General features: G+C 60.9%; 22 protein-coding genes. 12 read left to right on the forward strand and 10 right to left on the reverse strand.

All coding sequences use genetic code 11. The features are described from left to right. Window positions 1–205 precede the first annotated feature (205 nt). From AC5SSZ_RS11635 to AC5SSZ_RS11665, 7 genes are all read right to left on the reverse strand, one after another. Window positions 206–1,066, reverse strand: a complete 861-nt coding sequence (locus AC5SSZ_RS11635) for an MBL fold metallo-hydrolase (RefSeq protein WP_495438266.1) — start codon at window positions 1,064–1,066, stop codon at window positions 206–208. A 277-nt stretch (window positions 1,067–1,343) separates the two neighbouring features. Further along, window positions 1,344–2,504: an ABC transporter substrate-binding protein gene (locus AC5SSZ_RS11640; protein WP_274830182.1), complete on the reverse strand. Its 1,161-nt coding sequence runs from the start codon at window positions 2,502–2,504 to the stop codon at window positions 1,344–1,346. Between the two features lie 47 nt (window positions 2,505–2,551). Then, complete coding sequence (locus tag AC5SSZ_RS11645) at window positions 2,552–4,447, reverse strand: AMP-dependent synthetase/ligase (protein WP_274830183.1); 1,896 nt, start codon at window positions 4,445–4,447, stop codon at window positions 2,552–2,554. Between the two features lie 11 nt (window positions 4,448–4,458). Next, a complete protein-coding gene (locus AC5SSZ_RS11650; RefSeq protein ID WP_065272845.1) occupies window positions 4,459–5,232 on the reverse strand; it encodes an ABC transporter ATP-binding protein in 774 nt (257 codons plus the stop codon). Further along, complete coding sequence (locus tag AC5SSZ_RS11655) at window positions 5,232–5,999, reverse strand: ABC transporter ATP-binding protein (protein WP_065272844.1); 768 nt, start codon at window positions 5,997–5,999, stop codon at window positions 5,232–5,234. Before AC5SSZ_RS11655 ends, AC5SSZ_RS11650 begins: the two co-directional genes overlap by 1 nt. Then, window positions 5,996–7,081, reverse strand: coding sequence for a branched-chain amino acid ABC transporter permease (locus tag AC5SSZ_RS11660; RefSeq protein ID WP_495438267.1), 1,086 nt, complete (start codon window positions 7,079–7,081; stop codon window positions 5,996–5,998). The genes AC5SSZ_RS11655 and AC5SSZ_RS11660 overlap by 4 nt, the downstream gene beginning before the upstream one ends. A gap of 4 nt (window positions 7,082–7,085) precedes the next feature. Further along, a complete protein-coding gene (locus tag AC5SSZ_RS11665; RefSeq protein WP_495438268.1) occupies window positions 7,086–7,961 on the reverse strand; it encodes a branched-chain amino acid ABC transporter permease in 876 nt (291 codons plus the stop codon). 316 nt (window positions 7,962–8,277) lie between these two features. Here AC5SSZ_RS11665 and AC5SSZ_RS11670 point away from each other — a divergent pair, with 316 nt between their 5' ends. Then, window positions 8,278–8,889: a TetR/AcrR family transcriptional regulator gene (locus tag AC5SSZ_RS11670; RefSeq protein ID WP_065272842.1), complete on the forward strand. Its 612-nt coding sequence runs from the start codon at window positions 8,278–8,280 to the stop codon at window positions 8,887–8,889. Here AC5SSZ_RS11670 and pcaQ read toward each other — a convergent pair. Then, window positions 8,886–9,800, reverse strand: coding sequence for a pca operon transcription factor PcaQ (pcaQ, locus tag AC5SSZ_RS11675; RefSeq protein ID WP_065272841.1), 915 nt, complete (start codon window positions 9,798–9,800; stop codon window positions 8,886–8,888). The two genes, AC5SSZ_RS11670 and pcaQ, sit on opposite strands and share 4 nt — an antisense overlap. Window positions 9,801–9,893: 93 nt before the next feature. Between pcaQ and pcaC the strand changes: the two genes are divergently transcribed. The 5 genes from pcaC to AC5SSZ_RS11700 all read left to right on the forward strand — a co-directional run bounded on the left by pcaC (window position 9,894) and on the right by AC5SSZ_RS11700 (window position 13,759). Beyond that, window positions 9,894–10,301: a 4-carboxymuconolactone decarboxylase gene (gene pcaC, locus AC5SSZ_RS11680; protein WP_065272840.1), complete on the forward strand. Its 408-nt coding sequence runs from the start codon at window positions 9,894–9,896 to the stop codon at window positions 10,299–10,301. Window positions 10,302–10,314: 13 nt separating this feature from the next. After that, window positions 10,315–11,055, forward strand: a complete 741-nt coding sequence (gene pcaH / locus AC5SSZ_RS11685; RefSeq protein WP_495438269.1) for a protocatechuate 3,4-dioxygenase subunit beta — start codon at window positions 10,315–10,317, stop codon at window positions 11,053–11,055. Beyond that, window positions 11,055–11,675: a protocatechuate 3,4-dioxygenase subunit alpha gene (gene pcaG / locus AC5SSZ_RS11690; RefSeq protein WP_495438270.1), complete on the forward strand. Its 621-nt coding sequence runs from the start codon at window positions 11,055–11,057 to the stop codon at window positions 11,673–11,675. The genes pcaH and pcaG overlap by 1 nt, the downstream gene beginning before the upstream one ends. Window positions 11,676–11,687: 12 nt before the next feature. Continuing rightward, a complete protein-coding gene (locus tag AC5SSZ_RS11695; RefSeq protein ID WP_274868894.1) occupies window positions 11,688–12,518 on the forward strand; it encodes a 3-oxoadipate:acetyl-CoA acetyltransferase in 831 nt (276 codons plus the stop codon). Window positions 12,519–12,838: 320 nt separating this feature from the next. Beyond that, window positions 12,839–13,759 carry a PHP domain-containing protein gene (locus AC5SSZ_RS11700; RefSeq protein ID WP_495438271.1) on the forward strand — a complete coding sequence of 307 codons (921 nt, stop codon included), beginning with the start codon at window positions 12,839–12,841 and terminating at the stop codon, window positions 13,757–13,759. 34 nt (window positions 13,760–13,793) lie between these two features. Here AC5SSZ_RS11700 and cueR read toward each other — a convergent pair whose 3' ends face one another. Next, on the reverse strand, window positions 13,794–14,207 hold the full coding sequence (cueR, locus tag AC5SSZ_RS11705; protein ID WP_274830189.1) for a Cu(I)-responsive transcriptional regulator: 414 nt from the start codon (window positions 14,205–14,207) through the stop codon (window positions 13,794–13,796). A 357-nt stretch (window positions 14,208–14,564) separates the two neighbouring features. Between cueR and AC5SSZ_RS11710 the strand changes: the two genes are divergently transcribed. Together AC5SSZ_RS11710 and AC5SSZ_RS11715 are read left to right on the forward strand one after the other, a co-directional pair. Next, window positions 14,565–15,680 carry an S-(hydroxymethyl)glutathione dehydrogenase/class III alcohol dehydrogenase gene (locus tag AC5SSZ_RS11710; protein ID WP_065272835.1) on the forward strand — a complete coding sequence of 372 codons (1,116 nt, stop codon included), beginning with the start codon at window positions 14,565–14,567 and terminating at the stop codon, window positions 15,678–15,680. A gap of 132 nt (window positions 15,681–15,812) precedes the next feature. Further along, window positions 15,813–16,475, forward strand: a complete 663-nt coding sequence (locus AC5SSZ_RS11715) for a GntR family transcriptional regulator (protein WP_495438272.1) — start codon at window positions 15,813–15,815, stop codon at window positions 16,473–16,475. 37 nt (window positions 16,476–16,512) lie between these two features. On the opposite strand, the gene AC5SSZ_RS11720 is transcribed toward AC5SSZ_RS11715, so the two are convergent. Further along, window positions 16,513–17,607, reverse strand: coding sequence for a M24 family metallopeptidase (locus tag AC5SSZ_RS11720; protein WP_495438273.1), 1,095 nt, complete (start codon window positions 17,605–17,607; stop codon window positions 16,513–16,515). A gap of 505 nt (window positions 17,608–18,112) precedes the next feature. Here AC5SSZ_RS11720 and AC5SSZ_RS11725 point away from each other — a divergent pair. From AC5SSZ_RS11725 to AC5SSZ_RS11740, 4 genes are all read left to right on the forward strand, one after another. Further along, a complete protein-coding gene (locus AC5SSZ_RS11725; RefSeq protein ID WP_495438274.1) occupies window positions 18,113–21,193 on the forward strand; it encodes an Ig-like domain-containing protein in 3,081 nt (1,026 codons plus the stop codon). An 87-nt stretch (window positions 21,194–21,280) separates the two neighbouring features. Next, window positions 21,281–22,579, forward strand: coding sequence for a TolC family protein (locus AC5SSZ_RS11730; RefSeq protein ID WP_274830193.1), 1,299 nt, complete (start codon window positions 21,281–21,283; stop codon window positions 22,577–22,579). Beyond that, on the forward strand, window positions 22,576–25,020 hold the full coding sequence (locus AC5SSZ_RS11735; protein ID WP_495438275.1) for an ATP-binding cassette domain-containing protein: 2,445 nt from the start codon (window positions 22,576–22,578) through the stop codon (window positions 25,018–25,020). Before AC5SSZ_RS11730 ends, AC5SSZ_RS11735 begins: the two co-directional genes overlap by 4 nt. After that, the gene (locus tag AC5SSZ_RS11740) at window positions 25,017–26,189 is read left to right on the forward strand and encodes an HlyD family type I secretion periplasmic adaptor subunit (RefSeq protein WP_065272830.1); all 1,173 of its coding nucleotides are present in this window, start codon (window positions 25,017–25,019) and stop codon (window positions 26,187–26,189) included. Before AC5SSZ_RS11735 ends, AC5SSZ_RS11740 begins: the two co-directional genes overlap by 4 nt. Window positions 26,190–26,331 lie beyond the last annotated feature (142 nt).

Genomic DNA, 26,331 nt, shown 5'->3' on the forward strand with positions numbered 1-26,331 from the left:
AAAGATAATTGAATTGAAATTTACATGTATCAGGTTTCTTTAAACACGCATAGGAATAGTAACGGAATGAATTGCCGCCAAGCCAATAAGCTGGATTTTCCGAAAAAATTCGGATTCTCCGCCTTTAACCGCGCCCCAGACGACGCGGGGCGCGGCTTCTCTTAAAAACATAGTTTAACTTAGGCCAAATTTACAAGGAGGCAAGTTACAACGGGATAAACCGGTAACCGTCCCCTTTGCGCGCGACCTGACCCAAACCACCCTCTGGTAGATGGTAGCCAATCACACGCGTCTGCTCGTGAGCCAGTTGATCCAGCAAGCTCATGCGGGCAGCAGCGGCCATGGCTGCATCCTGGTCGGATCCCACGTGCCAATCGGGTCTTTCAAAGCTCACGTGGGAATTGCCGATGGCATCGCCAAGCACCATCACGCTCTCGCTGCCTGACCTGAGTTCAAAGGACATATGGCCCGGCGTATGACCATAGGTCGCCCGCGCCGCGACACCGGGCAGGATTTCTTCGCCATCGCGGAACCGGGTGATCTGGTCCTCTAGAATCTCCATCCGCCGAAGCGCCCCGGCGGCCATGGTAGCGCGGGCCTCGCCGATCGTGTCAATGGTGCTGGGGTCGAACCAGAAATCCCATTCCTGCTGCCCGATGAAATGTTCAGCATTGGCAAACAAAGGATCATCGAAATCGTCCAGAACGCCCCACAGGTGATCCGGGTGGCAATGGGTGAACACCACATGGGTGACGTCCTCGGGGGATACACCTGCCGCCTCCAGCGCGGCGGGCAGTTGCCCCGCGCTGGCCTGGAAGGCCGGGCCGGACCCGGCATCGAACAGTACAACGCGGTCGCCCTGACGCATCAGCGTCACGTTCAGCGGAGGCTCCATCGGATCCTGGGCAACGCCGTGCCGGGTCAGGATGGGCATCAGCTGCTCTGGCGACTGCTCGGGAAACAGGAACCCCTGAGGCAGCACCAGGTTCCCATCCGACAGTGTCTGAAGGGACATATCGCCAATCTTCAATTGATCGCCGCCCGAGGCTGCAGCAGCCGATGCCATACCAGCAGCAGATCCTGCCAACGCCATACTGGCCCCTGCCCCTTGCAGAAATTCTCTTCTGTTCACACCCATTGCACCTGCCTCCCAATAATGCATCTGCGCAAATATCCGGCCGCCATGGCGCAGTTATATTCACGTACGCGAATTTATATAATTTGGGGTTTAGCAATGTAAAGCCGGGCGCAGAACACCGGGAAAAAAAGACGCGGCTGACAAACAGAAAACCGGCGCGGATCACCCCGCACCGGTTCATAGCAGATTAGCTAAAGAGCGCGCGTTACTGGCGGCTCAGCTCTTTCCATTTGCCATCTTCGACAACCGAGATCACGATATCGTCCGCACCACGGTGATCATCAGCCGCATAGGTGATCTTGCTGTCGGTCAGCTCATCATAGAAATTGAGGCTCTCCATCCCCTTGATGAAGCTTTCCTGCGTCAGATCCTGCCCCGCGGCCTCAAGCGCGCGAATGACCGTATCCGCTGCGGAATACCCCAGCATGGCAAAGCCACCGGCCGGCTGACCGAACTTTTCCTCATAGGCCTTCATGAATTCGGCCGGCACCGGATCTTCGGCGCGAGCGATCAGGCTGACCCAGCCAGCTGCCGCGTAAAGACCATCGGTCACACCACCGGGAACGGCAGCAACCACATCAAGGAACCCGGCCGACGTGTTGAGGAATTTCACATCGGTCCAGCCCAGTTTCTTGGCGGTGCCGACTACGGTGATGCCCTGCCGCACGCCCAGCGCCAGTGTCACCACGTCACAGCCAGCGGACTTCAGCTTTGTGAGCGAGCCGACAAAATCCAGCTCATCCGGCTTGTGCGAGGTTTCCGCCGCATAGGTCAGGCCCAGCTCTTTGCTTACATCCTCGGTGCTTTCCTGAATTTCCTTGCCGAAATCCGACGGGATATACATCGAGCAGACTTCCTTGGCCTCGAATTCACCGGCCAGATATTTCACGCCCACCTGCACCTGATCGTAGTAGCTGGAGAAGCCGATGAATTTGTTGTGCATCGGTTCCTGAAGCATCTGACGCGCGGCGGACAGCGGGCTGATGTTCGGAATGCCCTTGGGGTCCAGCAACTTGAAGCCAGCCACGTTCATCGGTGTGCCCAGCGACAGAAGCATGGCAAAGGCCTTGTCCCGGTTCAGCAGCTTGTTGTAGCCCTGCATCGCGCGCGGGATCTGATAGCCGTTGTCCTCGACGACGAACTTGATCTGGCGACCATGCACACCGCCTGCGGCGTTGATTTCGTCAAAGCGCAGGTTGGCGCCATTGACCGCCGGCACGCCCACCGCAGCAAAGATACCGCTGAGGTCATTCACCGAGCCGATTACGACTTCGCTGTCCGTAACCCCCTGAGTGTCAGCCTGAACAGCCGTGGCCCCGGCAAGGGCTACAGCCGCCATCGTCAGCGCAGATGTCAGTTTTTTCATTTTCGCTTCCTCCCTAAATAACTGTCCGGCGTTCCTTGTCGCCGCCGCTAGTACATGTCGTCGATTAGTGCCTTGTGCTTCTTCTCCACAAAACTGCGTTTCAGTTTCATCGTTGCGGTCAACTCGTCGTCCTCAGCCGTCAGAAGAACGTTGATCAGGCGGAAATCCTTGATCTGTTCGACCCGTGCAAAGTCCCGGTTCACAGCTTCGACCTCTGCTCCGATCAGCTGTACCACCTCCTCCGCGGCACAGAGCGATGCAAAGTCGCTAAAGGGTATCTTGCGGTCCTGCGCGAATTTCTCAACATTTTCCTGATCGATCATGATCAGACAGGTGAGATATTTGCGCCCGTCCCCGATCACCACCGCATCCGAGATATAGTGGCTGAACTTCAACCGGCTTTCGATTTCGGCCGGGGTGATGTTCTTGCCGCCTGCGGTGATGATGATGTCCTTGATCCGGCCGGTGATGGTCAGATTGCCCTTGTCATCCAGCCTGCCGACATCACCCGTGCGCAGCCAGCCATCGGTGGTAAAGGTCTCGGCGGTCTTTTCATTGTTGCGCCAGTAACCCTGGAAGTTGTTGAGCCCCTTGGTCTGGATCTCCCCGTCTTCCGCGATACGCACCTCGACCCCCGGCACCGCGTGCCCCACCGTTCCCGGCGCGTTGGTGTCGAAAGTGTTGATGGTGGACAGGCCGGCGTTCTCGGTCATGCCGTAGCCTTCGATCAGCGGCACACCGATGGACCAGTACCATTCCAATAGCTCGGGTGAGATCGGCGCGGCGCCGGTTCCGCCGCGGCGCATCTTGTCCATGCCCAGCATCCGGCGCAGATTGCGCAGAACCGCAAAATCCCAGAAGGCATAAGACGCCGCCACGCCCGAAGGGACGGGTTTTCCGTACATCACGTATTGCGCCCGCTTGCGCCCGGCCTTGACCGCCTGATGGAAGGCCATACGGCCAATCGGCGTGGCTTCCTGCGCCAGAACCAGGACCCGGGAGTAGATCTTTTCCCAAACCCGCGGCACCGCGAAAAAGGTCGCCGGAGAGACCTCCTGCATATTGTCGAACACGGTTTCCGGGCTTTCGGCGAAGTTCACCGTGCTGGAAGCCGCGAGCGGGAAATAGACCGACACGTTGCGTTCAAGGATGTGGCACAGCGGCAGAAAACACAGCTGATCGTCTGTCTTGTAGACTTCCAGCGCCCGCGCCCCCGCCTCGGTCGAGGCAAGGATATTCTCATTGCTGAGCATAGCGCCCTTGGGCATGCCCGTGGTGCCCGATGTATAGATCAGAAGCGCCGTGTCCTCGGGCTGGGATTTGGAAATTTCAGCCTCGAAGGTGCCGGGATGGCGCGCTTCATAGGCTTTACCCAGCTCGTACAGATCCTCGATGAAAAGGCATTTTTCATGATCCAGATCATGCAGCCCTTCGCGTTCATAGATGATGACCTTGGCCAGCCCCGGAACCTGATCGGCGATCTCAAGGTACTTGTCGAGCTGTTCGTCGTTTTCGACAAACAGGAACCGGCTGTCGCTGTCATTGACCAGATAGGCCAGCTGCGAGGCAGAGTCCGTGGTGTAGACGCCAGAGGCAATCCCGCCAACACCCTGAATACCCAGATCGGAGTAAAGCCACTCGCGCCGGTCCTCACTTAAGATCGACACCACCTCGCCGCGTTTCAGACCCAGCGACATCAGGCCAAGGCCAATCCATTTCGCGTGATCCCAGTAATCGTTCCAGGAATAGGCTTTCCAGATGCCCATATCCTTTTCGCGGTGAGCAGTTCGGTCGCCCAGCGCCTGACAACGCAGCTGAAACAGTTTCACGATGGTGTCACAGCCGTCCACCAACACCGGGCGCTGGCCCGGCTCTGCGTTGAACGAAACGCCGTTGAGAACCACCTGCGGGTGTGCGGTCTGTCCAAGGTTTTGCATGTTCATCCCTTCCCCCCTCATCGCCACGTCTTCTTGCGTTTCCAGCGTTTCTCTCCGCGCTGGCCTTCTTCCTGGTGGCCCAAATAAAAGGCCTGGATGTCCTCGGACTGCATCAGGCGGTCGGCGGTGCCGTCCATCACGATGCGGCCGATCTCCATCACATAGCCCACGTCCGCCAGTTCCAGCGCGATGCGGGCGTTCTGTTCCACCAGCATCATGGTCACGTGTTCCTCGGCGTTGAGCCGCCGCAGAATGGCAAAGATCTCCTGCACCAGAAGCGGCGAAAGGCCTAGGCTGGGTTCATCCAGCAGCATGATCTTGGGCCGCAGCATCAGCCCACGCCCGATCGCCAGCATCTGCTGCTGGCCGCCGGACAGCGTCCCGGCCTCCTGGTCGCGCCGTTCGGCGAGGATCGGGAAATAGTCGAACACCATCTCCCGGTCCTTTTCGATCTCGGCCCTGTCCGACCGGGTGTAAGCGCCAAGGCTCAGATTTTCATTCACCGTCAGCAGCGGGAAGACCTCGCGGCCTTCGGGCACGTGTACGATGCCCTGACTGACGATCTTGTGCGGCTCCTGCCCCTGAATCGGTTTGCCATCGAACAGCACTTCGCCCTTTTCAGGATCCATGATGCCCGAGATCGTTTTCAGGAGGGTGGATTTCCCGGCGCCATTGGCACCCAGAACGGTGACGATCTGCCCCTTGTCCACCTTCAGCGACACGCCCCGGATTGCCATGATCGGCCCGTAAAAGCTCTCGAGGTTCTTGATTTCCAGCAAAGGCTCTCCCATCAGACAGCCCCCGCGCCAAGATAGGCCTCGATCACGGCCGGGTTCGACTGCACCTCAGCCGGGGTGCCTTCGGCCAGCTTGGCCCCATCCGCCAGCGCCAGAACGCGGTCGGACACGCCAGAGACCAGCCCCATGTCATGTTCCACCATCAATACGGTGATCCCCATCTGTTTGCGGATATCATCAATCCACCAACGCATGTCCTGCGTTTCCTCAACCGAAAGTCCCGAGGCAGGTTCATCCAGCAACAAGAGCCGCGGCCCCGAGGCCAACGCCCGGCCCAGTTCGACCACCTTGCGCACGCCATATGGCAGGCCAGCGATCATCTTGTTCCGGTAGGGCTGCAGGTCGAGGAAATCGATCACCTCCTCCACGGCCTCGCGGTGGCGGTGCTCTTCGCGGCGCACACGCGGCGCAAAGAACAGCTCTTCGATCAGCGTGGACTTGCGGTGGCGGTGCCGCCCCACAAGAAGGTTCTGCAACACCGTCGCGTGATCAAAGAGTTCAATGTTCTGAAAGGTCCGCGCAATGCCAAGATCCGCCACCTCGTCCGGTTTGCGATCCAGCAGGTTCTGCCCGTCGAAGGTGAAAGAGCCCGCATAAGGTTCGTAGAACCGCGAAATCAGGTTGAACACGGTCGACTTCCCTGCCCCGTTCGGGCCGACGATGGCGTAGACCTCGCCTTCCTCGACCGAGAAGGACAGATCGTTCACAGCCACAACGCCACCGAATTTCAGCGTTGCATTCTTGATCTCCAAAAGGCTCATCTCAAACGCTCCGTCTTCAGGTAGGTTTTCTGGCGACGGAACATGTCCTTGCGCGCAAAGGGGAACAATTCGAACCATGTCCGGATCTTCAGCCAGCGGCCGTAGATGCCCATGGGTTCGAACAGGATGAACAGGATCAGGATCATGCCGAAGACGCCGGTTTCCAGCCCCGGGATGGCGACGCCGCCACCGATCACGCTGTCTTTGAGGATCGACAGACCCTGCGGAAGGAAGGCCACCACAACTGCGCCGAAGAAGGCCCCGTGAATGGAGCCGAGGCCGCCAATCACGATCATCATCAGCAGGGTGATCGAAATCACGATCGAGAAGGTCTCGTTGTTAAAGGTGCCCGCATAGTATCCCATCAGCGCCCCGGCCCAGCCGGTGATCATGCAAGACAGGCCAAAGGCGGTCGCCTTGGTGCGTGCAATGTGAACGCCCATAGCAGTCGCCGAGACCTCACTGTCACGCACCGCAGCAAAGGCACGGCCCAAAGGCGAGCGCAGCAGGTTGCGGTAGAACAGTGTGCAGATGATGGTGACGACAAGCACCAGATAGTAGAACCGGGTCGGCATCGACCAGCGTTCAATCTCGAACCCGAAAATGGTGATCATGTCCGGGAACTTGCCCGACACGCCGCCAGTCCAGGGCTCAAGAAGGACGATAATGTCATCGGCAAGGATCGACAGGGCAATGGTCGCAATCGCCAGATAGATCCCGTGCAGCCGCAGGGCCGGAATAGCGATCACGGCGCCGACGATCCCGGTGATGATACCGGCCAGCGGGAAAGCCAGAATGAACGGCAGCCCCTGTTCGATCAGGATCGTGTTGGCGTAGCAGCCGATGGCCAGAAACGCCGCATGGCCAAGGCTGGCCTGACCAGTCTGACCGGTCAGCAGCATCAGACCCAGACCGGCAATCGCCCAGATCAGCACGTTGGTGACTTCGCCGATATAGAACTCGTTGATCAGGAACGGCAGGCCAAAGGCAATCAGGATCAGAAGGCCATAAACGCAGGCCGTCCACATGTCGGGGAACAGGCGGATATCCTGTTCATAGGTGGTTTTGAAATGAATGCGCATGGGATCAGACCTTCTTCACTCGGACTTGGCTGAACAGGCCGTGCGGACGGAACACCAGCACCGCCAGCAGCAGCGCATAAGGCGCGATCTGCGAATAGCCCGCCGCAAGATACCGTGCTGCGAAGGGTTCGATCACACCCACGATCAGACCACCGGCCAGCGCGCCGGGGAGCGAGCCGAAGCCCCCGATGACAGCCGCCGCGAAGGCCTTGATGCCCAAGAGGCCGGCGTTGGGATCAATGGCGCCCTTTGAGGCAAAAAGGATCCCTGCCACTGCGGCGGTTGCCCCCGCCAGCCCCCAGATAAGCCCCTGCACCCGGCGCACCGGAATGCCCATGAAATAGGCCGCCATCTGGTTCTGACTGGCCGCCTGCATGGCAAGCCCCAGCTTGGTGCGCTGGAAAAACTGATAGAGTGACCATGTCAGCAGGAAGGTGACCACGATCACCGCGACATCCGCCATGCCCAGCACGACGCCGCCCAGTTGCAGATCGCCCAGCGCAAGCGGGCTTTCCAGCGTCTGCGGCTCGTGCCCCCAGATCAGCCCGGCCACGAAGCGCAGCACAAAGCCCAGCGCAATGGTCAGGATGACAACTGCGGTCTGGCTCTGCCCGAACAGGTGCCGCAGAATGAAAAAGTCGAGCAGATAGCCAAGCACCGCCATGATCGAAATCGCCAGCGGCGCGGCGAGCCAGAATGGCAGGTCCATGTATTCTGCATTGGTAAGGCCAAGGGTCACAAATGCCCCCAGCATCATGAAATCGCCCTGAGCGAAATTGACCGCTTCAGTCGCTTTGTAGATCAGCACAAATCCGAGCGCGATCAGGCCGTAGACACAGCCATTCGCGAGCCCGCTGACCAGGAGCTGCAATACTTCCAAATTTTCCTCCCCCCGCCCGTCATGAGCGGTTCCTGACCCGGTCATTGCCGGGCGAATGCGCCTTATTTTACTGGGTTTTCGCTGCGCCTCCTCAAGCGGCGGAAACCCTTGGCGTCTAAAAACAGACTACTGAGTATGTTTTTCCCCTGTCAATTGCTAAGACCCAGCGTCAAAATGGCAAAATGCGGCTATATTTTGAGCATATGCCCCCCTATTGTTCGCTCCGCGCCCGATGGTGTGCAGCAGCGATCAAGGATGGTGAAATGGCCCTTCCAGCCGCGCCGCCCCGCAAGCAGACAACGTCAGGCGATGCATCATGTTAGAACAGATCAGCGCATCCAAAAGCGAAATTCTTGATGCAGCGGCCCATTGTTTCATGACGATGGGCGCCGATTCCGCATCCATCGACGATATCGCGGCCAGCCTTGGATCGACCAAGGGACGGATTTATCATCACTTTCCCTCCAAAGGTGCGCTTCTGGCTGCGGTACAACTGCGCGCCGCGCGGTTCACCTATCAGGCGGTCAGCGCAGTGGCCGATGATGCCCTGCCTCCGCAGCTTTGTCTGGAACGGATGGCCCGCGCCCATGTGATGGAGGTGCTGCGCTCCCTGCCCTACCACAAGGTGATTCTCCAAACCTATACCGGCGCGCGCGCCAAAACCTCCAACGCGTTTGAGCTGGGCATGCAGGCGCAGGTGCGAGCAGAGCACCGGCAGTATGCCGAACTCTTCCGCGACCAGATCGCCCGGGGTATCGAGGCAGACATATTCCCCGAGCGCAACCTGACGGTCACGGTTGCCGGGCTGATGCTGATGCTCAACTCACCGGTCTTCTGGTATCAGCCGGATCGCGGCGCCGGGCAGGAGTTCCGCAACACCATCGCAGACGATCTGGCAGAAATGGCGCTGGCCAGCCTGCGCGCCTAAGCCTCGCAAATCTCCCGCAAGGCTGCGCAGAACCGCGCCGCAGCAGCAGAGAGCTGGTGTTCACTGCGGATACACAGCCCCACCGGACCCAGCGTGCTGTCCGTGTTCAGCGGCAGTAATGCCAGCACGCCCTCCTCCAGATCGGCACGCACCACACCATGACTGATGATCCAGATCGCCCGATGCTTCAGCGTGAACCGGCGCCCAAACGTGGCAGAAACGGTTTCGATCGGGAAACGGGGCACCGTCATCCCCTGCTCCAGAAACATGCGGTCCACCAACGGCCGGATGATCGACCCTTCCGAGGGCATCAGTACCGGGAACCCCTCAAAGGCATCAGCCGGGACATGCGGCAACGCCGCCAGCGGATGATCATGGGCGACGACCGCGACCACCCGTTCGCGGAACAGCGGATCGAAATCCAGCCCCACCATGTGATCGGGCGCGGGCAGACGTCCCACCACCACATCCAGATTGCCCCGCCGCAGTTGGTCCAGCAGGTATTGATTGTCCCCGGTGCGCACGGAAAACCGGCTGTGGCTACCCTCGGTACGCAGCGCTGCCAGGGCATCCGGCACCACTGTTGCTGACACGGTCGGCAAAGCGCCAATAGCCACCCGTGGCCCTTCTGCCTCGTCCAGCCCCTGCAGCATTGCCACCCCGTCCCGTGCCAGCGCCAGACTGCGCCCGGCGTGGTCGCGGAACATCTCGCCATAGGCGGACAGGCGGATACCGCGCCCGTGCCGCTCAACCAAGGGCTTGCCGACCACGGCCTCCAGCTCCCGCAGGGTGCGGGTCACCGCAGGTTGGGTCATGCCCAATGCCTCGGCCGCCTGGGTGACGCTATCCTGCCGGGCGACCTCGACGAAGACCTCAAGATGGCGCAGCTTCAGCTGTGCAGACAGACGCATACCATTTCCAATATGAAATCATGCAATTCACAGCATTATACAGTCCAATTTAGATATGCGATAGTACATACCATATGAACGAGGGAGGACCGGATGACCGACAGTCGTTACGATCAGGGCATGACCGTGCGCCGCAGCGTGCTGGGAGATGCGCATGTGGATCGCGCCGAAGCTGCCAAGACCGACATGGACGTGGCCTTTCAGACGCTGATCACCGAAGGCGCCTGGGGCACCGTTTGGGCCTCGGACGGGATCGGCCAGCGCGAACGGTCGATGCTGACCCTGGCCCTGCTGGCGGCGATGGGAAATTTCGAGGAAATCCCGATGCATATCCGCGCCACCGCGCGCACGGGCGCCAGCCGCACCGATGTGATCGAGGCGTTTCAGCACGTGGCGATCTACGCCGGGGTGCCGCGCGCCAACCATGCGCTGAAACTGGCCAAACAAACCTATGCGGAAATGGATGCCGAAGCCGCCGCATCCCCGGCATCCAAGACCTGAGGAGGATAGGACAATGACGAAATCGACACAGAACATGGCTGAATTCTACCAGCGCGACCGCCGCTGGCACCCGCCAGCCTATGACAAGGACTACAAAACCTCGGTGGCGCGCTCGCCCAAGTTTTCGCTGATCAGCCTGGAAAACACGCCGAGCGAAATCACCGGCCCGCGTTTCGGTCATGGCGACCTGGCCCCCACCGACAATGATCTGATCTCGAACTACGCCAAGCAGGGCGAAAGCCCCATTGGCGAACGGATCATCGTGCATGGCCGGGTGCTGGATGAAAACGCCCGCCCGGTTCCGAATACTCTGGTCGAGGTCTGGCAGGCCAACGCCGGTGGACGCTACCGCCACAAGAAAGACACCTATCTGGCGCCGATCGACCCGAACTTTGGCGGCTGTGGCCGCACCATGACGGATGAGGATGGCTATTACTATTTCCGCACCGTGAAACCCGGTGCCTACCCCTGGCGCAACTGGGTCAACGACTGGCGCCCGGCGCATATTCACGTTTCGGTCTTTGGCAGCGGCTTTGCCCAGCGCCTGATCACCCAGCTTTATTTCGAGGGCGATCCGCTGATCAAAACCTGCCCCATCGTGGCGACGATCCCGGATCCGGACGCCATCGACCAGCTGATCGCGCGACTGGACCGCAACGCGACCATTCCGCTCGATACCATCGCATACAAATTCGACATCGTGCTGCGTGGTCGCCGCTCGACCCTGTTCGAAAACCGTCTGGAGGGGAACTGATGCAACAGAAGCTTGATTATCTGAAAGAAACCCCGTCGCAAACCGCAGGCCCCTACGTCCATATCGGCCTTGCGCCGGGTGCTGCCGGTTTCCAGATCTACGATCAGGAACTGGGTCAGGACATCGCAGGCCCCAATGCCGCAGGCGAGCGGATCCGGATTGAAGGACTGGTAATCGACGGCATCGGATCGCCGGTGAAGGACGTGCTGCTGGAGGCTTGGCAGGCCAATGCCGCCGGTGTCTATGCCCATCCCGAACATCCCGGCGAGGTCGAAGAGGGCTTTCGCGGCTGGGGCCGCGTGATCACCAACTTTGAAACCGGGGAATGGGCGTTTGAGACCGTCAAGCCCGGCCCGGTTATGGGCCGCAACGGTCAGATGATGGCGCCGCATATCAACCTCTGGATCGTGGCGCGCGGCATCAATATCGGCCTCAACACTCGCCTTTACTTTGACGACGAGGCCGAAGCCAACGCGACGGACCCGGTGATCAACCTGATCGAATGGGAGAAACGTCGCGAAACCTTGGTCGCCAAGCGCAGCGAACGTGATGGGCAAACGGTTTATCGTTTTGACATTTGCCTGCAAGGTGACGATGAAACCGTATTCTTCGACATCTGAGGAGGGACAGAGTTGAGCAAACCCTGCATTATCTGCGTGGCCATCACCGGCTCGGTACCGCGCAAGGAACATAACCCGGCGGTGCCGATTACCATCGCCGAGCAGATCGAAAGCACTCAGGAAGCTTTTGAGGCAGGCGCCTCGATCGCCCATTGCCACGTGCGCAACGACGATCAGACGCCGACCTCGGACCCAGAAAAATTCGGTCGTCTGCTGGAAGGGCTGAACAAACACTGCCCCGGCATGATCGTGCAGCTGTCCACCGGTGGCCGCTCCGGCGCAGGCAAGGAACGCGGCGGCATGCTGTCGCTGCGCCCCGACATGGCGTCGCTGTCAGTGGGGTCCAACAACTTCCCCACCCGCGTCTACGAGAACCCGCCGGATCTGGTCGACTGGCTGGCCTCCGAAATGCGCACCTATGAGGTAAAGCCCGAGATCGAAGCCTTCGACCTCAGCCATATCCATCAGGCGGTGAAGATGAGCCGTGAAGGCGCCATTCCGGGCAAGCTCTATGTGCAATTCGTCATGGGCGTGAAGAACGCGATGCCGGTGGACAAGGAAACCTTCGATTTCTACGTGCAGACGGTCAAACGTCTTGCCCCCGATGCCGAATGGTGCGGTGCCGGCATTGGTCCGGGTCAGATCATGCTGAACGAATGGGCGATTGCCGCAGGCGGTCACACCCGCACGGGTCTCGAAGACAACCTACGCATTGATCGCAACACCATGGCGCCGTCGAACGCGGCCCTGGTCAAACGCGCGGCTGACCTGTGTGAGAAGTACGAACGCCCCGTTGCCACCTGGCAGCAGGCGCGGGAAATTCTGGAACTGCGCCCGGCCTGAGCCGGGCGCAGCCTGTTCACGCGGAGTTGTTCTTGGGGTCTGTTTCTCGCAGGCCCGCTTCAAACCGCCTATACAATACGCAACGGTCCGATCTGATCAGGCCGGACCGTTGCGTCACCTCTGCCGCCCCCCTTGCGGGCCCGGCGTCCTCGGCCTACATCCCCCCTGCGCGCGGCACCCCGTTTCTCTCGAGCCGCTCCTCCCTCGGCGCTGCCTATTCTTAGGCAGGGGGTTGCCGCGCGCGTTCCTTCTCCTTCTCGTGTCACAAAACCATTGCCAAAGACCGCTACCAGCCGGGGAACACGGACAGGAGACACCCCATGCTGCACCCCGCCTTTGCCGCCCCCGGAGAGTTTTTCCGCGGCAATCTGCATTGCCATTCGAACCGGTCGGACGGGGTTCTGGATCCGGCAGAGGTCTGCCGCCGCTACAAGGCGGAAGGCTATGATTTCATTGCGCTGACCGATCATTTCGTCGGGCGGTTTGACTATCCCATCACCGACACGCGCGACTTTAGGGACGCGGTCTTCACCACCCTGCCCGGCGCCGAACTGCATTCCGGCGCCATGGAAAACGGTGAGCTGTGGCACATTCTCGCCGTCGGCCTGCCCGCGGATTTTGCGCCGTCCCACTCGCCTGACTTTCACCCCGTTGAAGGCCAGGAAACCGGGCCGCAAATCGCCCGGCGCGCCCGCGAGGCCGGGGCTTTCGTGACCATCGCCCATCCGCACTGGTCGGGCATGACACTGTCGGATGCGCGCAGCATAGAAGCGGCCCACGCGGTGGAGATCTACAACCACACCTGCGCCGTCGGCACTGATCGCGGCGAAGGCGGCCATGTCGCCGACCTTCTGCTCTCTGATGGGCGCGACCTGAACCTCATCGCCACCGATGACGCTCATTTCGCTGGCCCCGATCATTTCGGCGGCTGGGTCATGGTCAAGGCAGAAGCCAACGAACCCGATGTGCTGCTAGAGGCCTTGAAGGACGGGCATTTCTATTCTTCACAAGGGCCCGAGCTGAAGGCTGTGGCGCTGAACGGCGGGCATATCGATGTGGCATGCAGCCCGGCATCCTCTGTCATCGTGCAGGGACATGGCTCTGCCGCAACGCTGCAGCATGGCACTGCCCTGACACAGGCACGCATTTCGCTGGACCGTCTGAAAGACAGCCCTTGGCTGCGGGTTACCGTGATTGACCGGTCCGGCAAGCGGGCCTGGTCCAATCCGATCTGGCGCTGACGCGGATCGTACCGACAACGCGCAAGAACCGACGCTACTCCGCGCCGGTTTCCTTTGCACAGAATTCGCCGGACAGATCTTTCAGAATTGGACAATCTGGCCGGTTGTCCCCAGCGCAGCAATGCACCAGTTCAGTCAGTGTATCGCGCATCGCCTGCAAATCGGCGATCTTGGCTTCGATCTTGCCCAGGTGCTCCTGCGCCAGATGTTTCACATCGGCGCTGGCGCGGCTTTCATCCTCATAGAGCGCCATCAGCATTCGGCAGTCTTCGATGGTAAAGCCCAGAGCCCGCGCCCGCCCCAGAAAGGCCAGCTTATGCAGGTCGGTTTCGGCAAAACTGCGATAGCCGTTGGCGCTGCGCATGGGTTTGATGAGGCCGATGTCCTCGTAATACCGAATGGTTTTGGCAGGCAGCCCTGAACGGGCTGCAACGTCTCCGATATTCATGATGGTGCCTCCTTCATCCCGGTGTCGCATAGGGCGCTATCGCAGTCATCCCTTTCATCTATAGTCGGTCATCGCCCGTACAAGCACCACCAGACAGGCAGGCGTAAAAGGCATTGCAGATCTTCCCCTCCGAAACGGCCACACAAGCCCGGATGACGCAGAGCTGCACGCAAGCGCCGGTTTTATACAATACGCCCTCTTGCTGGTGAAAATCCGTGCAACAGGGGTGCTTGCGCCCATAGTGTGGCGAATGTAACGCTGGCAAAAGCAGGGCCAAAAGGTCCGCCAGCGCATGATGCCTCATGCCACAGAACACCCGGCCCGTCGGCCGCCAGACAGAAGCGAAGGAACCCAAACATGATCCGCACCCGTGCCGCCGTTGCCGTTGCTCCCGGCAAACCGCTTGAAATCATGGACGTGAACCTCGAAGGCCCCAAAGCGGGTGAGGTTCTGGTAGAGATCAAGGCCACCGGTCTGTGCCACACCGACGAATTCACCCGCTCGGGCGATGACCCCGAAGGCATCTTCCCCGCCATCCTGGGCCACGAAGGCGCAGGCGTGGTGATCGAAGTCGGCGAAGGCGTCACCAGCCTGGAAGTGGGCGATCACGTGATCCCGCTTTACACACCTGAGTGCCGCGAATGCGAATACTGCCTCAACCCGAAAACCAACCTCTGCCAGTCGATCCGCACCACACAGGGCGCCGGCCTGCTGCCCGATGGCACCACCCGGTTCTCGATGCTGGATGGCACCCCGATCCATCACTACATGGGCTGCTCGACCTTCGCCAACCACACGGTTGTGCCGGAAATCGCGCTGGCCAAGGTGCGCAAGGACGCACCCTTTGACAAGATTTGCTACATCGGCTGCGGCGTCACTACCGGCATCGGCGCGGTGATCAACACCGCCAAGGTCGAAATCGGCTCCACCGCCATCGTGTTCGGTCTGGGCGGCATCGGTCTCAACGTGATCCAGGGCCTGCGGCTCGCGGGTGCTGACCAGATCGTGGGCGTGGACCTGAACCCCGGCAAGGTCGAAATGGCGACGCATTTCGGCATGACCGATTTCGTCAACCCCGCCGAGGTGGAGGGCGATCTGGTGGCGCATCTGGTTGAACTGACCGGTGGCGGCGCCGATTACACCTTTGACGCCACTGGCAACGTGCAGGTCATGCGCACCGCGCTGGAAGCCGCGCACAAGGGCTGGGGCGAAAGCATCATCATCGGCGTGGCACCTGCCGGAGCCGAGATTTCCACCCGTCCCTTCCAGCTGGTCACCGGCCGCAGCTGGCGCGGCACCGCATTCGGTGGCGCCTCGGGCCGTACCGATGTGCCGAAGATCGTCGACTGGTACATGGACGGCAAGATCGAGATCGACCCGATGATCACCCACAAGCTGTCGCTGGACGAAATCAACCACGGCTTCGACCTGATGCACGAAGGCAAATCCATCCGCGCCGTCGTGGAATTCTGAGACAGGCCAGCCCGGTTACCAATCAGCGCCGCGGGTCCCTTGGGCTCGCGGCGTTTGCTTTGCCGCTTTCACAGCTGAGCAGAAGCCCTGTATAGAGGGGCCGGTTCACCGCAAGACAGATGAGGCAGAGGCGTGAAGTTTCAGGCCACGGATATTTCACAGACAGCCAGTGCTGCGACGGTCATCTTTGACGCGCTACGCAAGGCCATCATCCAGGGCGATCTTGCCGATGGCGAACCGCTGCGCCAGGAAGAGATCGCCAAGGCGTTTCACACCTCCCGCTTTCCGGTGCGCGAGGCCCTGACCCGGCTGGAACAGCAGGGGCTGGTCAGAACCCAGCGCTACAAGGGCGCGGTGGTCGCCACTTTGTCGATGCAGGAGGCGGGCGAGGTTTTCGATCTGCGGGCCAAGCTGGAAGCCGATGTGATCCGCCAGGCGGTTCCGAATATGACACCGGACACCCTGCAAAGCGCCGAGGCCTGTTTGGAGAAATTTGCCGCCTCGGACGATCCTATGATCTGGGGGCAACTGAACCGCAAATTCCACGGCGCCCTTTATAGCGTCAGCGGCATGCCCTACCACATTCAGGTCATCGAAAACGCCATGGACCGGGTGGACCGCTACCTGCGCGCGCAACTGGTGATGAGCGGCGGCGTCGACCGGAGCACCGAAGAACACCGCGCCATCCTGCAGGCCTGCGCGACAGGAGAGGCGGAGACCGCCGCGCGGCTAACCTTTGCTCATATTCAGGATGCCAAGGCCTCGCTTCAGGCGCAGTTGCAATCCGCCACCTGAAGCACGGGTTCGCCCCCCATTTCCGCGTGGCGTCAGATCAGCCGACGATCATCAGCTCCTTGGGGAAGGTGGTCAGCGTGCGGCAGCCGTCCCCGGTTATCAGCACGTCATCCTCGATCCGCACGCCAAACAGGCCCGGCCCGTACAGACCCGGCTCATTGGTGTAGACCGTGCCTGCGGGCAGCTCCTGCTGATTGCCACGCATGATATAGGGTGCTTCGTGGACATCGCGGCCAAGCCCATGCCCGGTCTTGGTGCGGATCCGGTCGGCATAGGGCGAGGCTTCCAGAACGCCGGTCACCACATCATCAATCTCATGCGCCGTGACCCCGGCCCGCGTCACCTCCAGCCCAGCCAGATTGGCGCGCAGCACCGTGTCATAAACCGCGCGACCTTCGTCACTGACCTCGCCAACAAAAACGGTGCGGGTAATATCGGCGCAGAAGCCGTCCTTGCGGCCGCCGAAATCGAACAGCAGTGCATCACCGGACTGTACCTTGTAATCGGCGCGCGCGTGCGCGTGGGGGCGCGCGGAATTGTCCCCGGCCGCAACAATAGGGGTAAAGGCCAGGTCGTCGGCGCCTTCGGCAAACAGAGCCTGGATCAGCGCACTTTCGATCTCTTTCTCGGTCTGGCCGACACGCACGCCTTCCAGAACCCGATGCAGCGCACGCTCTGACAGGCTGATAGCCGCCTCAAGCGCAGCGATATCAGCCGCCGTCTTGATCATCCGTAGTCCCGAGATCTGACGTTCGGCATCGATGATTTCGACATCGGGCATCGCCTGTTTCAGCGCGTGATGCACAAAGACCCGCATCACCTGTCCTTCGACGGCCAGCCGGGTCATCGGCAGATGCGCCGCCAGCGCCGCAAAGGCCCCGGCATAGCCATCCTGATCGCGCCAATCAAAAACCGCCCCATCAAAGCCGACCTGCTCCCAGGAGCCAAGTTCAAGGTTCGGAACGATCGCGGCCGGTTTGCCTTCGGCAGGTATCACCAGAACGAAAGGTCGTTCATGGCTCATGAAACTGTGACCGAGGGCCCGCGTGAAATTCGGCCCGGGCACCAGTGCGATGGCCTCCACCTTTAGGGCAGCGGCAAGTTGACGGTAGTCAGCCAAGAGTTGCGTCATCGATTTCAGACCTCGCGCGTTGATGATGTCAGACCAGTGGGGTCTGATCGTTGCAGCAATGCCTCCGTGATAACATCGAAAATTTGACATTGGAAACAAGGCGTTCCCCGCGCGCCCGTTTTCGGGATCAAACTGCGCCCCCGTCCCCGCCCCTGCATCCTCGCGCCCAGAGACATGAGACCGCCTTGGGACTGCCAACATCCTGCAAACGCCTCACAAAGCCGTTAACCATTTGGTAAGAACTGGCGCAAAAACGCTACAAAGTTTAATAGAATTGAGCCAAATGCGGCGGCAAAGCCACTATTCCCACCGCTTGAAAGAGTTTCATGTTACTTAAAATGTAGACATAAGACCCAAAATTGACGCATTATGCCCACAATAAGGCCGCAAAGACGGCCGTTGGGCAAGACGATACAGGCAATGAACCAGGTGACCCGCTTTGGCGGCGTTGTCCGGTCTATAAGCGAGCAAAAAAATGAGTAGTGTTGGATATATTTCCCGCGATATGACGGGAACGACCGTACAGGGTGTGTTTGCTGAAGGTACGCCGGCCCACCTGAACGTCTCTCAAACAAAAGACATTTCCCTGAACCTTGGCCGATCCGCGGTCGAAAGTTACGCACGGCATGGCGCCGATCTGCATATCGTGCTGGCCGATGGCCAGACCCTCGTGCTGGACAACTTCTTCAGTTACGGCGCGACCGGTGGCAAGAACCTGTTCCTCAGCGCCGATGGCCAGTTCATCGAGGTTGTGCTGGAGGACAAGGCCGATGGCATGCTGTTTGCCAGCTACGAAACACTGGACCTCTCCGGGAAATGGAGCGCCTATGACGAACTGGTGTTCCTGGATGTCGACCGCATCGAACCGGTGATCGCCCCGCTGGCAGCGCCGCTGCTGGGTGGTTTTGGCGCCGCCGGTGTCGCAGCGGCTGGGGTAGTCGGCACCGCCGTACTGGTCACAGACGACAGCGAGACTGGAACGCCTCCGGGCCGCGGCCGGGTGCCCACGGTGGACGACCCCGATGCGGTCTACCCTATCGCCGGCTCGACCAACGATCCGGTCGTGATCACCGGCACCGGCACCCCAGGCTCTGAGGTGCGGGTTCTGATCGGCGGCCATACGGAAACAGTGACCATCCGCGATGACGGCACCTGGACGGCGACAATCGCGATCAACGATCTGCCGCCGGATGGCAATTATGATACCACAGTCGAGGTCACCGACCCGGACGGGAATGATTTCAACCTAGACGGGCCGACGGTGATCATCGACACCACCCCGCCCGAGGCCGAGGTCACCAGCGGCACCCAGTCCACCGGTGATATCGTCAATGCGATCGAGCAAGCCGATGGCCCGGTCATCACCGGCAACGGCGAGCCCGGCGCCCGTCTGAACGTGCGGATCAACAACGTCACCCAACGCACCACGGTCAACGACGATGGCACCTGGTCTGTCACCTTTGATCCTGCCGATATTCCCACTGGCGAATACGAGACCGCCGTGCGGATCCGAACCACAGATGAGTTCGGCAACCGCAATACCTATCATGATGTGCTGGTCGTCGACACCATTGCGCCGCCCATCGGCATCGACACCGTCGAAGGTGACGATAAGATCAACTTCATCGAACTCTTTGACGGCGTGCGCCTGACCGGAACCGGCGAAGCTGGCGCCTCAATCTCTGTTGATTTCCAGAGTGTTACGCGAACCACAACCGTTGCGAACGACGGCACTTGGTCGGTAATCTACGGCGCCGAACATATCGCTGACGGCGTCTATGACAGCACCATATCTGTGACCTCGGCCGATGCAGCAGGCAACAGCGCCACCGAAACCCATACGGTGCATATCGACACCGAAAACCGCGTCACGATCAACACGCAGGTGGGCGATGATCATACCATCAATGCCTCCGAGCAAGCCGCTGGCGTGACCCTGACCGGCATGGCCGATCCGGGCGCAACAGTTGCTGTCACCTTCCAAGGTATCAGCCACACAGTCACCGCCGCAGCTGACGGCAGCTGGTCATCGGCCTTCTCCCCGGCCGAGATCGGAATCGGCACCTATGATGCCACCGTTTCGGCCGTTGCAACGGACACCACTGGAAACGTCTCAACCGTCACCAAAACCATTGGCGTCGACACCGAAACCGCGGTGACAATTGATCCCGGACTGGCAGGCGGTGACAATATCGTCAACGCTGCCGAAGCCGAAGTCGGCGTCACCCTGACCGGTGTCGCAGAGCCCGGAGCGGAGGTTTCGGTTACCCTAGCGGGCGTCACCCGCGACGCATTGGTGGATGCCTCCGGCAACTGGAGCGCAACCTTTGAACCGGGTGCCATCCCTCCCGGTGAATACGACAGCGCCGTCACCGTGGGGGCCACGGATATCGCCGGAAACACCGCCTCCGCCTCCTCTGCCTTGCGGGTAGATACTGTAGCTGGCACCGTCACTATATCGCCGGATCCGGTGGAACTCGACGATATCATCAACGCCACCGAACGCGCAGATGGCGTCGACATCAGCGGCACCGCCACCCCTGGCCTCCTGGTTACCGTCGGGCTTGGCACTGCCAGCAACCAGGTTGTTGCGGATGTGAACGGTAACTGGAGCACCACTTTCCTGGCGGGTCAGATCCCACAGGGCAACGCAGAACTGCCGATCACTGCCTCCATTGTCGACAGCGCCGGAAATACCGCCAGCGCAACGGATACAGTGGCGCTGGACACGCTGGTCGACCCATTGACGGTTGCCCCGGACCAGACCGCCGACGATATCATCAACCTCGCCGAACGCGCGGCGGGCGTCACTCTGCAAGGCACCGTGGAACAGGGATCCACCGTTCAGGTCACGATCGCTGGCGTCACCCATGCGGCGACGGTGGATGCTACCGGCAACTGGAGCGCCGATATTGCCGCTGCAGACCTGCCCGAGGGCGACTATACCGCAACCGCAACGATCACCGCGACGGATGGGGCCGGAAACGTCCAGTCCCTGACCGAAAGCTTCACGGTCGACACCAGCTACACTACGCCGGATGTGGATGCCGTGACCTTCTCCAGCAGCGATGTGCGCCGGATCAGTACCGAAGGCGCAACCGACAGCTACACGGTGAATGCCCTTAATAGCGATGGTTCGGTCACAGCCCCCACCGCAAGCGTCGATCAGGACCCGGTGTTCGGAACCGAGTTCACCTTCTCGACCCCAGTGTCGGACGGCACCCATCTGGTGATTACTAGCGAAGATAGCGCTCAGAACGCGTCCAGCACGCTGGTCGTTCTGGAGGACAATGCGACCAACAGCGGCGCGCTGGATCATGCGGGGCTACCGCAGTTCAATATCGATGCTCTGAACCTCGACTATGCTTCCGACGTCTCGCTCAGCCTGACCGAGGCCGACATCAAGGCGCTGTCGGGCAATTCCGACACTCTGACCGTGCATGGCGGGGCGGATGACACGCTGACCGTTGCCAATGCATCGGCCGCAGGCGTCGAGGCCGTCGATGGACAGATCTACAACGTCTACACCGTCGGTGACGATGGCACCAAACTGCTGGTGGACCAGGACGTCAACGTTCTCATCTGACGACATGTTCCGGCGACGGGTTTTCCCTGCCGCCGGAACCAACGACAAGCCGAAAACCGGCGACGCAGAAGAAGGGCAAAGGGCAGGATGCACTTGGGACGATCCGCTGGAGTGATTGCGCTGTTGTGCAGCCTGTCGGCCTGCGCAGAGCAATCGCCGTTCCTGCTGGGCGGCGGTGACGATGCCGTTGCCGGAACCTCCAGCAATTTTGCGCAGACCGAGGGCGAGAACAGCTCCGAGGTGATTTCGGCCCTGATGCAACGCAAGTCCCTGCTGGAACCCAACAGCGTCTATCGCCGGGTTGGGGATGCCGCGATCGAAGCGTCCTCCCGCGCCTCCGAAGCCGAGTTGATCAGCGCCAAACTGCGCGCCGAGGCAAAATCCAAGAACTGGCTGCCCACCATCGGTCCCTCTGTCAGCCTGACGGACCTTGGCGATCTGGTGGCCGGGATCCTGATCGAACAGATCCTATTCGACAATGGCCGCCGCAAGGCAGAACGCGCCTTTGCCGCCGCCGACGTCGAGGTCGCGGCCGTCAATCTGTCAATCGACATCAACACGCGGGTCCAGACTGCAGTTGGTCTATACTCTGCAGGTCTGCGCGGCGACGAAAAGGCCGCTTATCTGGACCGCGCCATCCGCCAGATGAGCGAGTTCCGCCGCATCGTGAAAGGCCGTGTCGATGGCGGGTTGAACGATCAGTCCGATCTCAACGTGGTGGACAGCAAGATCAGCGGGCTGCGCACGGCGCGGGCCACCGCGCAGGACGCCGCCGCCACCGCGCGGGCCGAGCTTCAGGCCATGACCGGTCAAAGGTTCCCGGAAAAGCCTGCCCGTATGGATCTTGGCACCCCGCCGCAACAGACCGCCTTTCTGGACGTGCTGAAAGCCCAAGCCGAAGCCGATCGCGCGATTGCCGAGGCTAAGGCTGGCCGCGCGGGCCTGTTGCCGCAGATCGCTGCTGCCGGGAACGCCACCACCGATGGGTCCGGCGCCGGTCTGACCCTTGATCTGGCGACACCTCTTGGCCTTGGCACGCCTGCCGCCCTGAAGGCGCTCGAAGCCAGCAAGGAAGCCGCCCGCCGCACCATTGGCGAGGCCCAGGAAGACGCCCGCCGCACCTATTCCCGGCAGATGCAGCGTCTTGCCTCATATATCCGGCAAGAAAGCGAAACCGCTGCCCTCGCCCGTGCCAGCCGCGAAACCTATAAGCTGTTCAAATCTCAATACGAAGCCGGTCAGCGCCCGGTAATGGAGGTCGTCTCCATCTACGAAGAGCTGATACGCCGCGAACAGGCACATATCGAAGCCAAATACGAAGTCATCCTGATCCAGTTGGAACTGTCGCGGGATATGGGTCTGTTGGCAGATGGGACTAAAATATGATCAGGTTCCCCGGAAAATTCAGAAGACCCAAGAAGGCCGCGAACGCTGAGTCTGCGGCACAGCCGGTGCCGATCTCCCCTGCTCCGGAGCTGTCTGCCTCTCTGTCCCCTCCCCCGTTCACCGCCTCTGCGCCGGAGCCGATGACTGTCAGCCCTGCGCTGGAACCGGCAGCCGACCCGCTGCCGCTGTACCCCGAAGACATGCAGATCGCCGCAACCGGCGCCCCTGACCCCGCGCCGTTGGGCGACACTGCTGGAGATGCGCCGCTACAGCCGGAGATCGCCCCGGAAAATGCCGATGGTGCCGCCGAACAGGCAACCAAAGCAACGGCCGCCGGTGCTGATCAACGGATCCGGCACCGGGCCGAGTTGATTTCAACGCTTGCCGCCCTCAAAGGCGCCGAAACTCAGACCAGCGATATTGCCAGCTTCCTCTGGCGCGACGGCAAGGGCGACACCTCGCCCAATGTTCTCGCCAAGGCGCTCGGCTCTGCAGGGCTCAAGGCCCGGCTGCAAAAGACGAAGAAAATCACCCCCGGCCTCTGGCCCGCTCTGGCGATGATGCAAGGCGGGCAATGCGTTCTGGTCCTGGAGCAGACCGGTCAGTTTCTGACCATCTATGACACCAGCTGCCCCGACAATCGCACCGAAGTGCCTCTTGGCGACTTCAGTCCCTATTTCACGGGACAGGTTCTGACTGCCCGTGCCTCCGTGTCGCAAATGGCCGCACGCCATACCCCGCAGCTGGAAAACAGCCATTGGTTCTGGGGCGAATTCCCCAAATATCGCCGCCAGGTGGGCGAAATCATGCTTGGCTCGCTGGTGGCCAACGTGCTTGCCGTCTCGGTCGCGTTGTTTTCGCTGCAGGTCTATGACCGCGTCGTGCCGCACCAATCGCATGCAACGCTGTCGGTTCTCGCCATCGGCGCCTTTCTGGCCATCATGCTGGAGGCGCTTCTGAAAGTGGCCCGTGCCCGACTGACGGATACCGCAGGCCGCCAGATCGAACTCTCGGTGCAGCACAGTCTGATGCGCCGGATCATCGGCATGCGCTCGGACAAGAAGCCCCTGCCGCCCTCAGGCCTGTTTGCCGCGATGCGCGATTTCGGCTCGGTCCGTGAATTCTTCACCTCCTCGACCATCTCGACGCTGGCCGACATTCCCTTCATCGCGGTGTTCCTGCTGCTGGTTTCCTCGATCGCAGGGCCGATTGTCTGGGTGATCGTGCTAGGCGGGCTGCTGATGCTGCTGCCGGCCTACTTCATGCAGAAACGCATGATCGCCCTCACCCGTCAGACCCAAGGCGCCAATGCCAAGGCCGGGCGCCTGCTGCACGAGGTGGTGACCGAACTCGACACTCTGAAAACCCAGCGCGGCGAGGACCGGGTTCTGCGGCTCTGGGATGAACTGAACGTGCTGTCCTCCCATTCCTCGACCGAGCAGCGCCGCCTGTCCAGCGCCCTCACCTACTGGTCTCAAGGTGTGCAACAGGCCACCTATATCGTCGCCGTGGTGCTGGGTACGCTGATGGTGTTTGCCGGGGAATTCACCGTCGGCACCATCATCGCCACCGGCATCCTGACCAGCCGCACGCTGGCACCGCTGACGCAGTTTGCCGGCACGCTGGCGCGCTGGAGCAACGTCAAGGCTGCCCTCGAAGGGCTGGAGGCTATCGCCACCGCGCCCCAGGAAAACGACAGCCAGCGCAGCTATCTGCGCCGCGATACCCTCACGGGCCGGTTCGACCTGCGCGAAGTGGTATTCCGCTACGATCCCGATGCCGCCCCGACGCTGGACGTGCCCGCCGTGGCGATCCTGCCCGGCCAACGTGTCGCCATCCTTGGCGTCAACGGCTCCGGCAAATCCACTCTGTTAAAGCTACTGTCCGGTCTTTACGCACCTGAAAAAGGCCGCGTGATGGTCGATGGCACCGACATCAGCCAGATCGACCCGCGCGATCTGCGCCGCAACATCGGCTATCTCAGCCAGGATGTGCGCCTGATGGCGGGCACCCTGCGCGACAACCTAAACCTTGGCCAGCTGGAACGCGACGACAGCCGCCTGATGGAGGCCCTGGATTTCGCCGGACTCGGCGCCTTTGTGCGCAGCCACCACAAGGGGCTGGATCTGGAAATCGGCGATGGTGGCGGCGGTCTGTCGATCGGCCAGCGCCAGTCCATCGGATGGGCACGCCTGTGGCTGCAAAACCCTGCGGTTGTCCTGCTGGATGAACCGACGGCGGCGCTGGACCAGACGCTGGAGCGCACCATGGTCAGCCGCCTGGAAAGCTGGCTGGAGGGCCGCACGGCAGTCATCGCGACCCACCGGATGCCGATCCTGTCGCTGACCAACCGGACCCTGATCCTGCAGGCCGGGCGCATGGTCGTGGACGGCCCCCGCGATCAGGTACTTGCCCATCTTGCGGCGGGAGATAAGAAATGACAGCCACCAGCCACTTTGACCTGATGGAAAGCTCGCGCAGTTCAAGCCGGATCATTCATCTGGTTGGGGCGGCGCTGGTGATCTTCCTCACCTGGGCGGCCTTTGCCTCAGTCGATGAAATCGTACGCAGTGAAGGCCAGGTCGTATCCTCGTCCCGGGCGCAGATCGTACAGAACCTCGAAGGCGGCATTCTGGGCGAATTGTTCGTCCGCCAGGGCGACGTGGTGCAGGCCGGTCAGGTGCTGGGCAAGCTGCAGGACACAAAATTCCGTGCTGCCGCTGACGAACTGCAGGAGCAGATCGACGCGCTGGAGATCAAGCAATACCGGCTTGAGGCCGAGATGAGCGGCGCTTTTGAGTTCAATGTCCCGGCCCATCTGACCCAGCGCTCTCCTGAAATTCTGGCCTCTGAACGCGCGCTGCTGAAGGCACGCCAGACGGATTTCAACAGCCGCCGGGAAAGCGCGCATGCCATCATGACCCAGCTGAACGAGGAGCTGGAGAACCTCAAACGTCTCTACAAGACCAATATCGTGGCCCTGACTGAGGTCAACAAGGCGCAGAAATCGGCCACCGATGCCGCGGCCAAATACAATGAAATCGGCACCCAGAACGAGCTGGACCTGGCCGAGGAATACTCCGAAGCCCTGCGTAAGCTGGCCTCGCTGCGCCAGGAGCTGCGTCTTGCGCAAGACCAGCTGAACCGGACCATCATCACCGCGCCGATGTCTGGCATCGTCAACAGCCTGGCTGTAACCACCATCGGCGGCGTGGTGCGCCCCGGTGAAGAGATTTTCGAGATCATCCCGCTGGGTGAAGAGCTGTTCGTCGAAGCCCGTGTGAACCCCAAGGACATCGCCAGCGTGCAACCCGGCCAGGACGCCACGATCAAACTGTCGGCCTATGACTATACGATCTATGGCGCGCTGAAGGGGAAAGTGGATTTTGTTTCGGCGGATACCTTCGAGGATGATCGCAACCCCCGGGCAGAACCGTTTTACCGGGTGACTGTACGGGTCGACAGATCCGGCTTCACCCAGCGCCAGCAATCCATCGAGATCCGCCCCGGCATGCGCGCAACGGCAGAACTTCAGACAGGTTCCAAGACCGTGCTGAATTACCTTCTCAAACCGCTCTACAAATCACGTGAAGCGTTCCGTGAACCCTAAGACTGCGGCGCCTTTGCCGCGTATATCTGTATGGTCAAATATTTCGGGACTATCTGTCCCATAGGTGAACTGCCCCTAGCCGGTCTTCCCTCTGCGCAAGTCCCGACCTCATTCTGCAGGCGGGCATACGCGAAATTTCTTT

It is taken from the genome of Phaeobacter sp. CC-HEC084, from assembly GCF_059429255.1.

What these genes read in the sequence shown, in the direction of transcription:
- pcaG (WP_495438270.1), top strand. Translation starts at nt 11,055, where the DNA reads ATGCAACAGAAGCTTGATTATCTGAAAGAAACCCCGTCGCAAACCGCA.
- AC5SSZ_RS11740 (WP_065272830.1), top strand. Translation starts at nt 25,017, where the DNA reads ATGACAGCCACCAGCCACTTTGACCTGATGGAAAGCTCGCGCAGTTCA.
- AC5SSZ_RS11650 (WP_065272845.1), bottom strand. Translation starts at nt 5,232, where the DNA reads ATGGGAGAGCCTTTGCTGGAAATCAAGAACCTCGAGAGCTTTTACGGG.
- AC5SSZ_RS11700 (WP_495438271.1), top strand. Translation starts at nt 12,839, where the DNA reads ATGCTGCACCCCGCCTTTGCCGCCCCCGGAGAGTTTTTCCGCGGCAAT.
- AC5SSZ_RS11660 (WP_495438267.1), bottom strand. Translation starts at nt 7,081, where the DNA reads ATGCGCATTCATTTCAAAACCACCTATGAACAGGATATCCGCCTGTTC.
- AC5SSZ_RS11670 (WP_065272842.1), top strand. Translation starts at nt 8,278, where the DNA reads ATGTTAGAACAGATCAGCGCATCCAAAAGCGAAATTCTTGATGCAGCG.
- AC5SSZ_RS11730 (WP_274830193.1), top strand. Translation starts at nt 21,281, where the DNA reads ATGCACTTGGGACGATCCGCTGGAGTGATTGCGCTGTTGTGCAGCCTG.
- cueR (WP_274830189.1), bottom strand. Translation starts at nt 14,207, where the DNA reads ATGAATATCGGAGACGTTGCAGCCCGTTCAGGGCTGCCTGCCAAAACC.
- AC5SSZ_RS11720 (WP_495438273.1), bottom strand. Translation starts at nt 17,607, where the DNA reads ATGACGCAACTCTTGGCTGACTACCGTCAACTTGCCGCTGCCCTAAAG.
- AC5SSZ_RS11635 (WP_495438266.1), bottom strand. Translation starts at nt 1,066, where the DNA reads ATGGCATCGGCTGCTGCAGCCTCGGGCGGCGATCAATTGAAGATTGGC.
- pcaQ (WP_065272841.1), bottom strand. Translation starts at nt 9,800, where the DNA reads ATGCGTCTGTCTGCACAGCTGAAGCTGCGCCATCTTGAGGTCTTCGTC.
- AC5SSZ_RS11725 (WP_495438274.1), top strand. Translation starts at nt 18,113, where the DNA reads ATGACGGGAACGACCGTACAGGGTGTGTTTGCTGAAGGTACGCCGGCC.
- pcaC (WP_065272840.1), top strand. Translation starts at nt 9,894, where the DNA reads ATGACCGACAGTCGTTACGATCAGGGCATGACCGTGCGCCGCAGCGTG.
- AC5SSZ_RS11645 (WP_274830183.1), bottom strand. Translation starts at nt 4,447, where the DNA reads ATGAACATGCAAAACCTTGGACAGACCGCACACCCGCAGGTGGTTCTC.
- AC5SSZ_RS11710 (WP_065272835.1), top strand. Translation starts at nt 14,565, where the DNA reads ATGATCCGCACCCGTGCCGCCGTTGCCGTTGCTCCCGGCAAACCGCTT.
- pcaH (WP_495438269.1), top strand. Translation starts at nt 10,315, where the DNA reads ATGACGAAATCGACACAGAACATGGCTGAATTCTACCAGCGCGACCGC.
- AC5SSZ_RS11655 (WP_065272844.1), bottom strand. Translation starts at nt 5,999, where the DNA reads ATGAGCCTTTTGGAGATCAAGAATGCAACGCTGAAATTCGGTGGCGTT.
- AC5SSZ_RS11735 (WP_495438275.1), top strand. Translation starts at nt 22,576, where the DNA reads ATGATCAGGTTCCCCGGAAAATTCAGAAGACCCAAGAAGGCCGCGAAC.
- AC5SSZ_RS11640 (WP_274830182.1), bottom strand. Translation starts at nt 2,504, where the DNA reads ATGAAAAAACTGACATCTGCGCTGACGATGGCGGCTGTAGCCCTTGCC.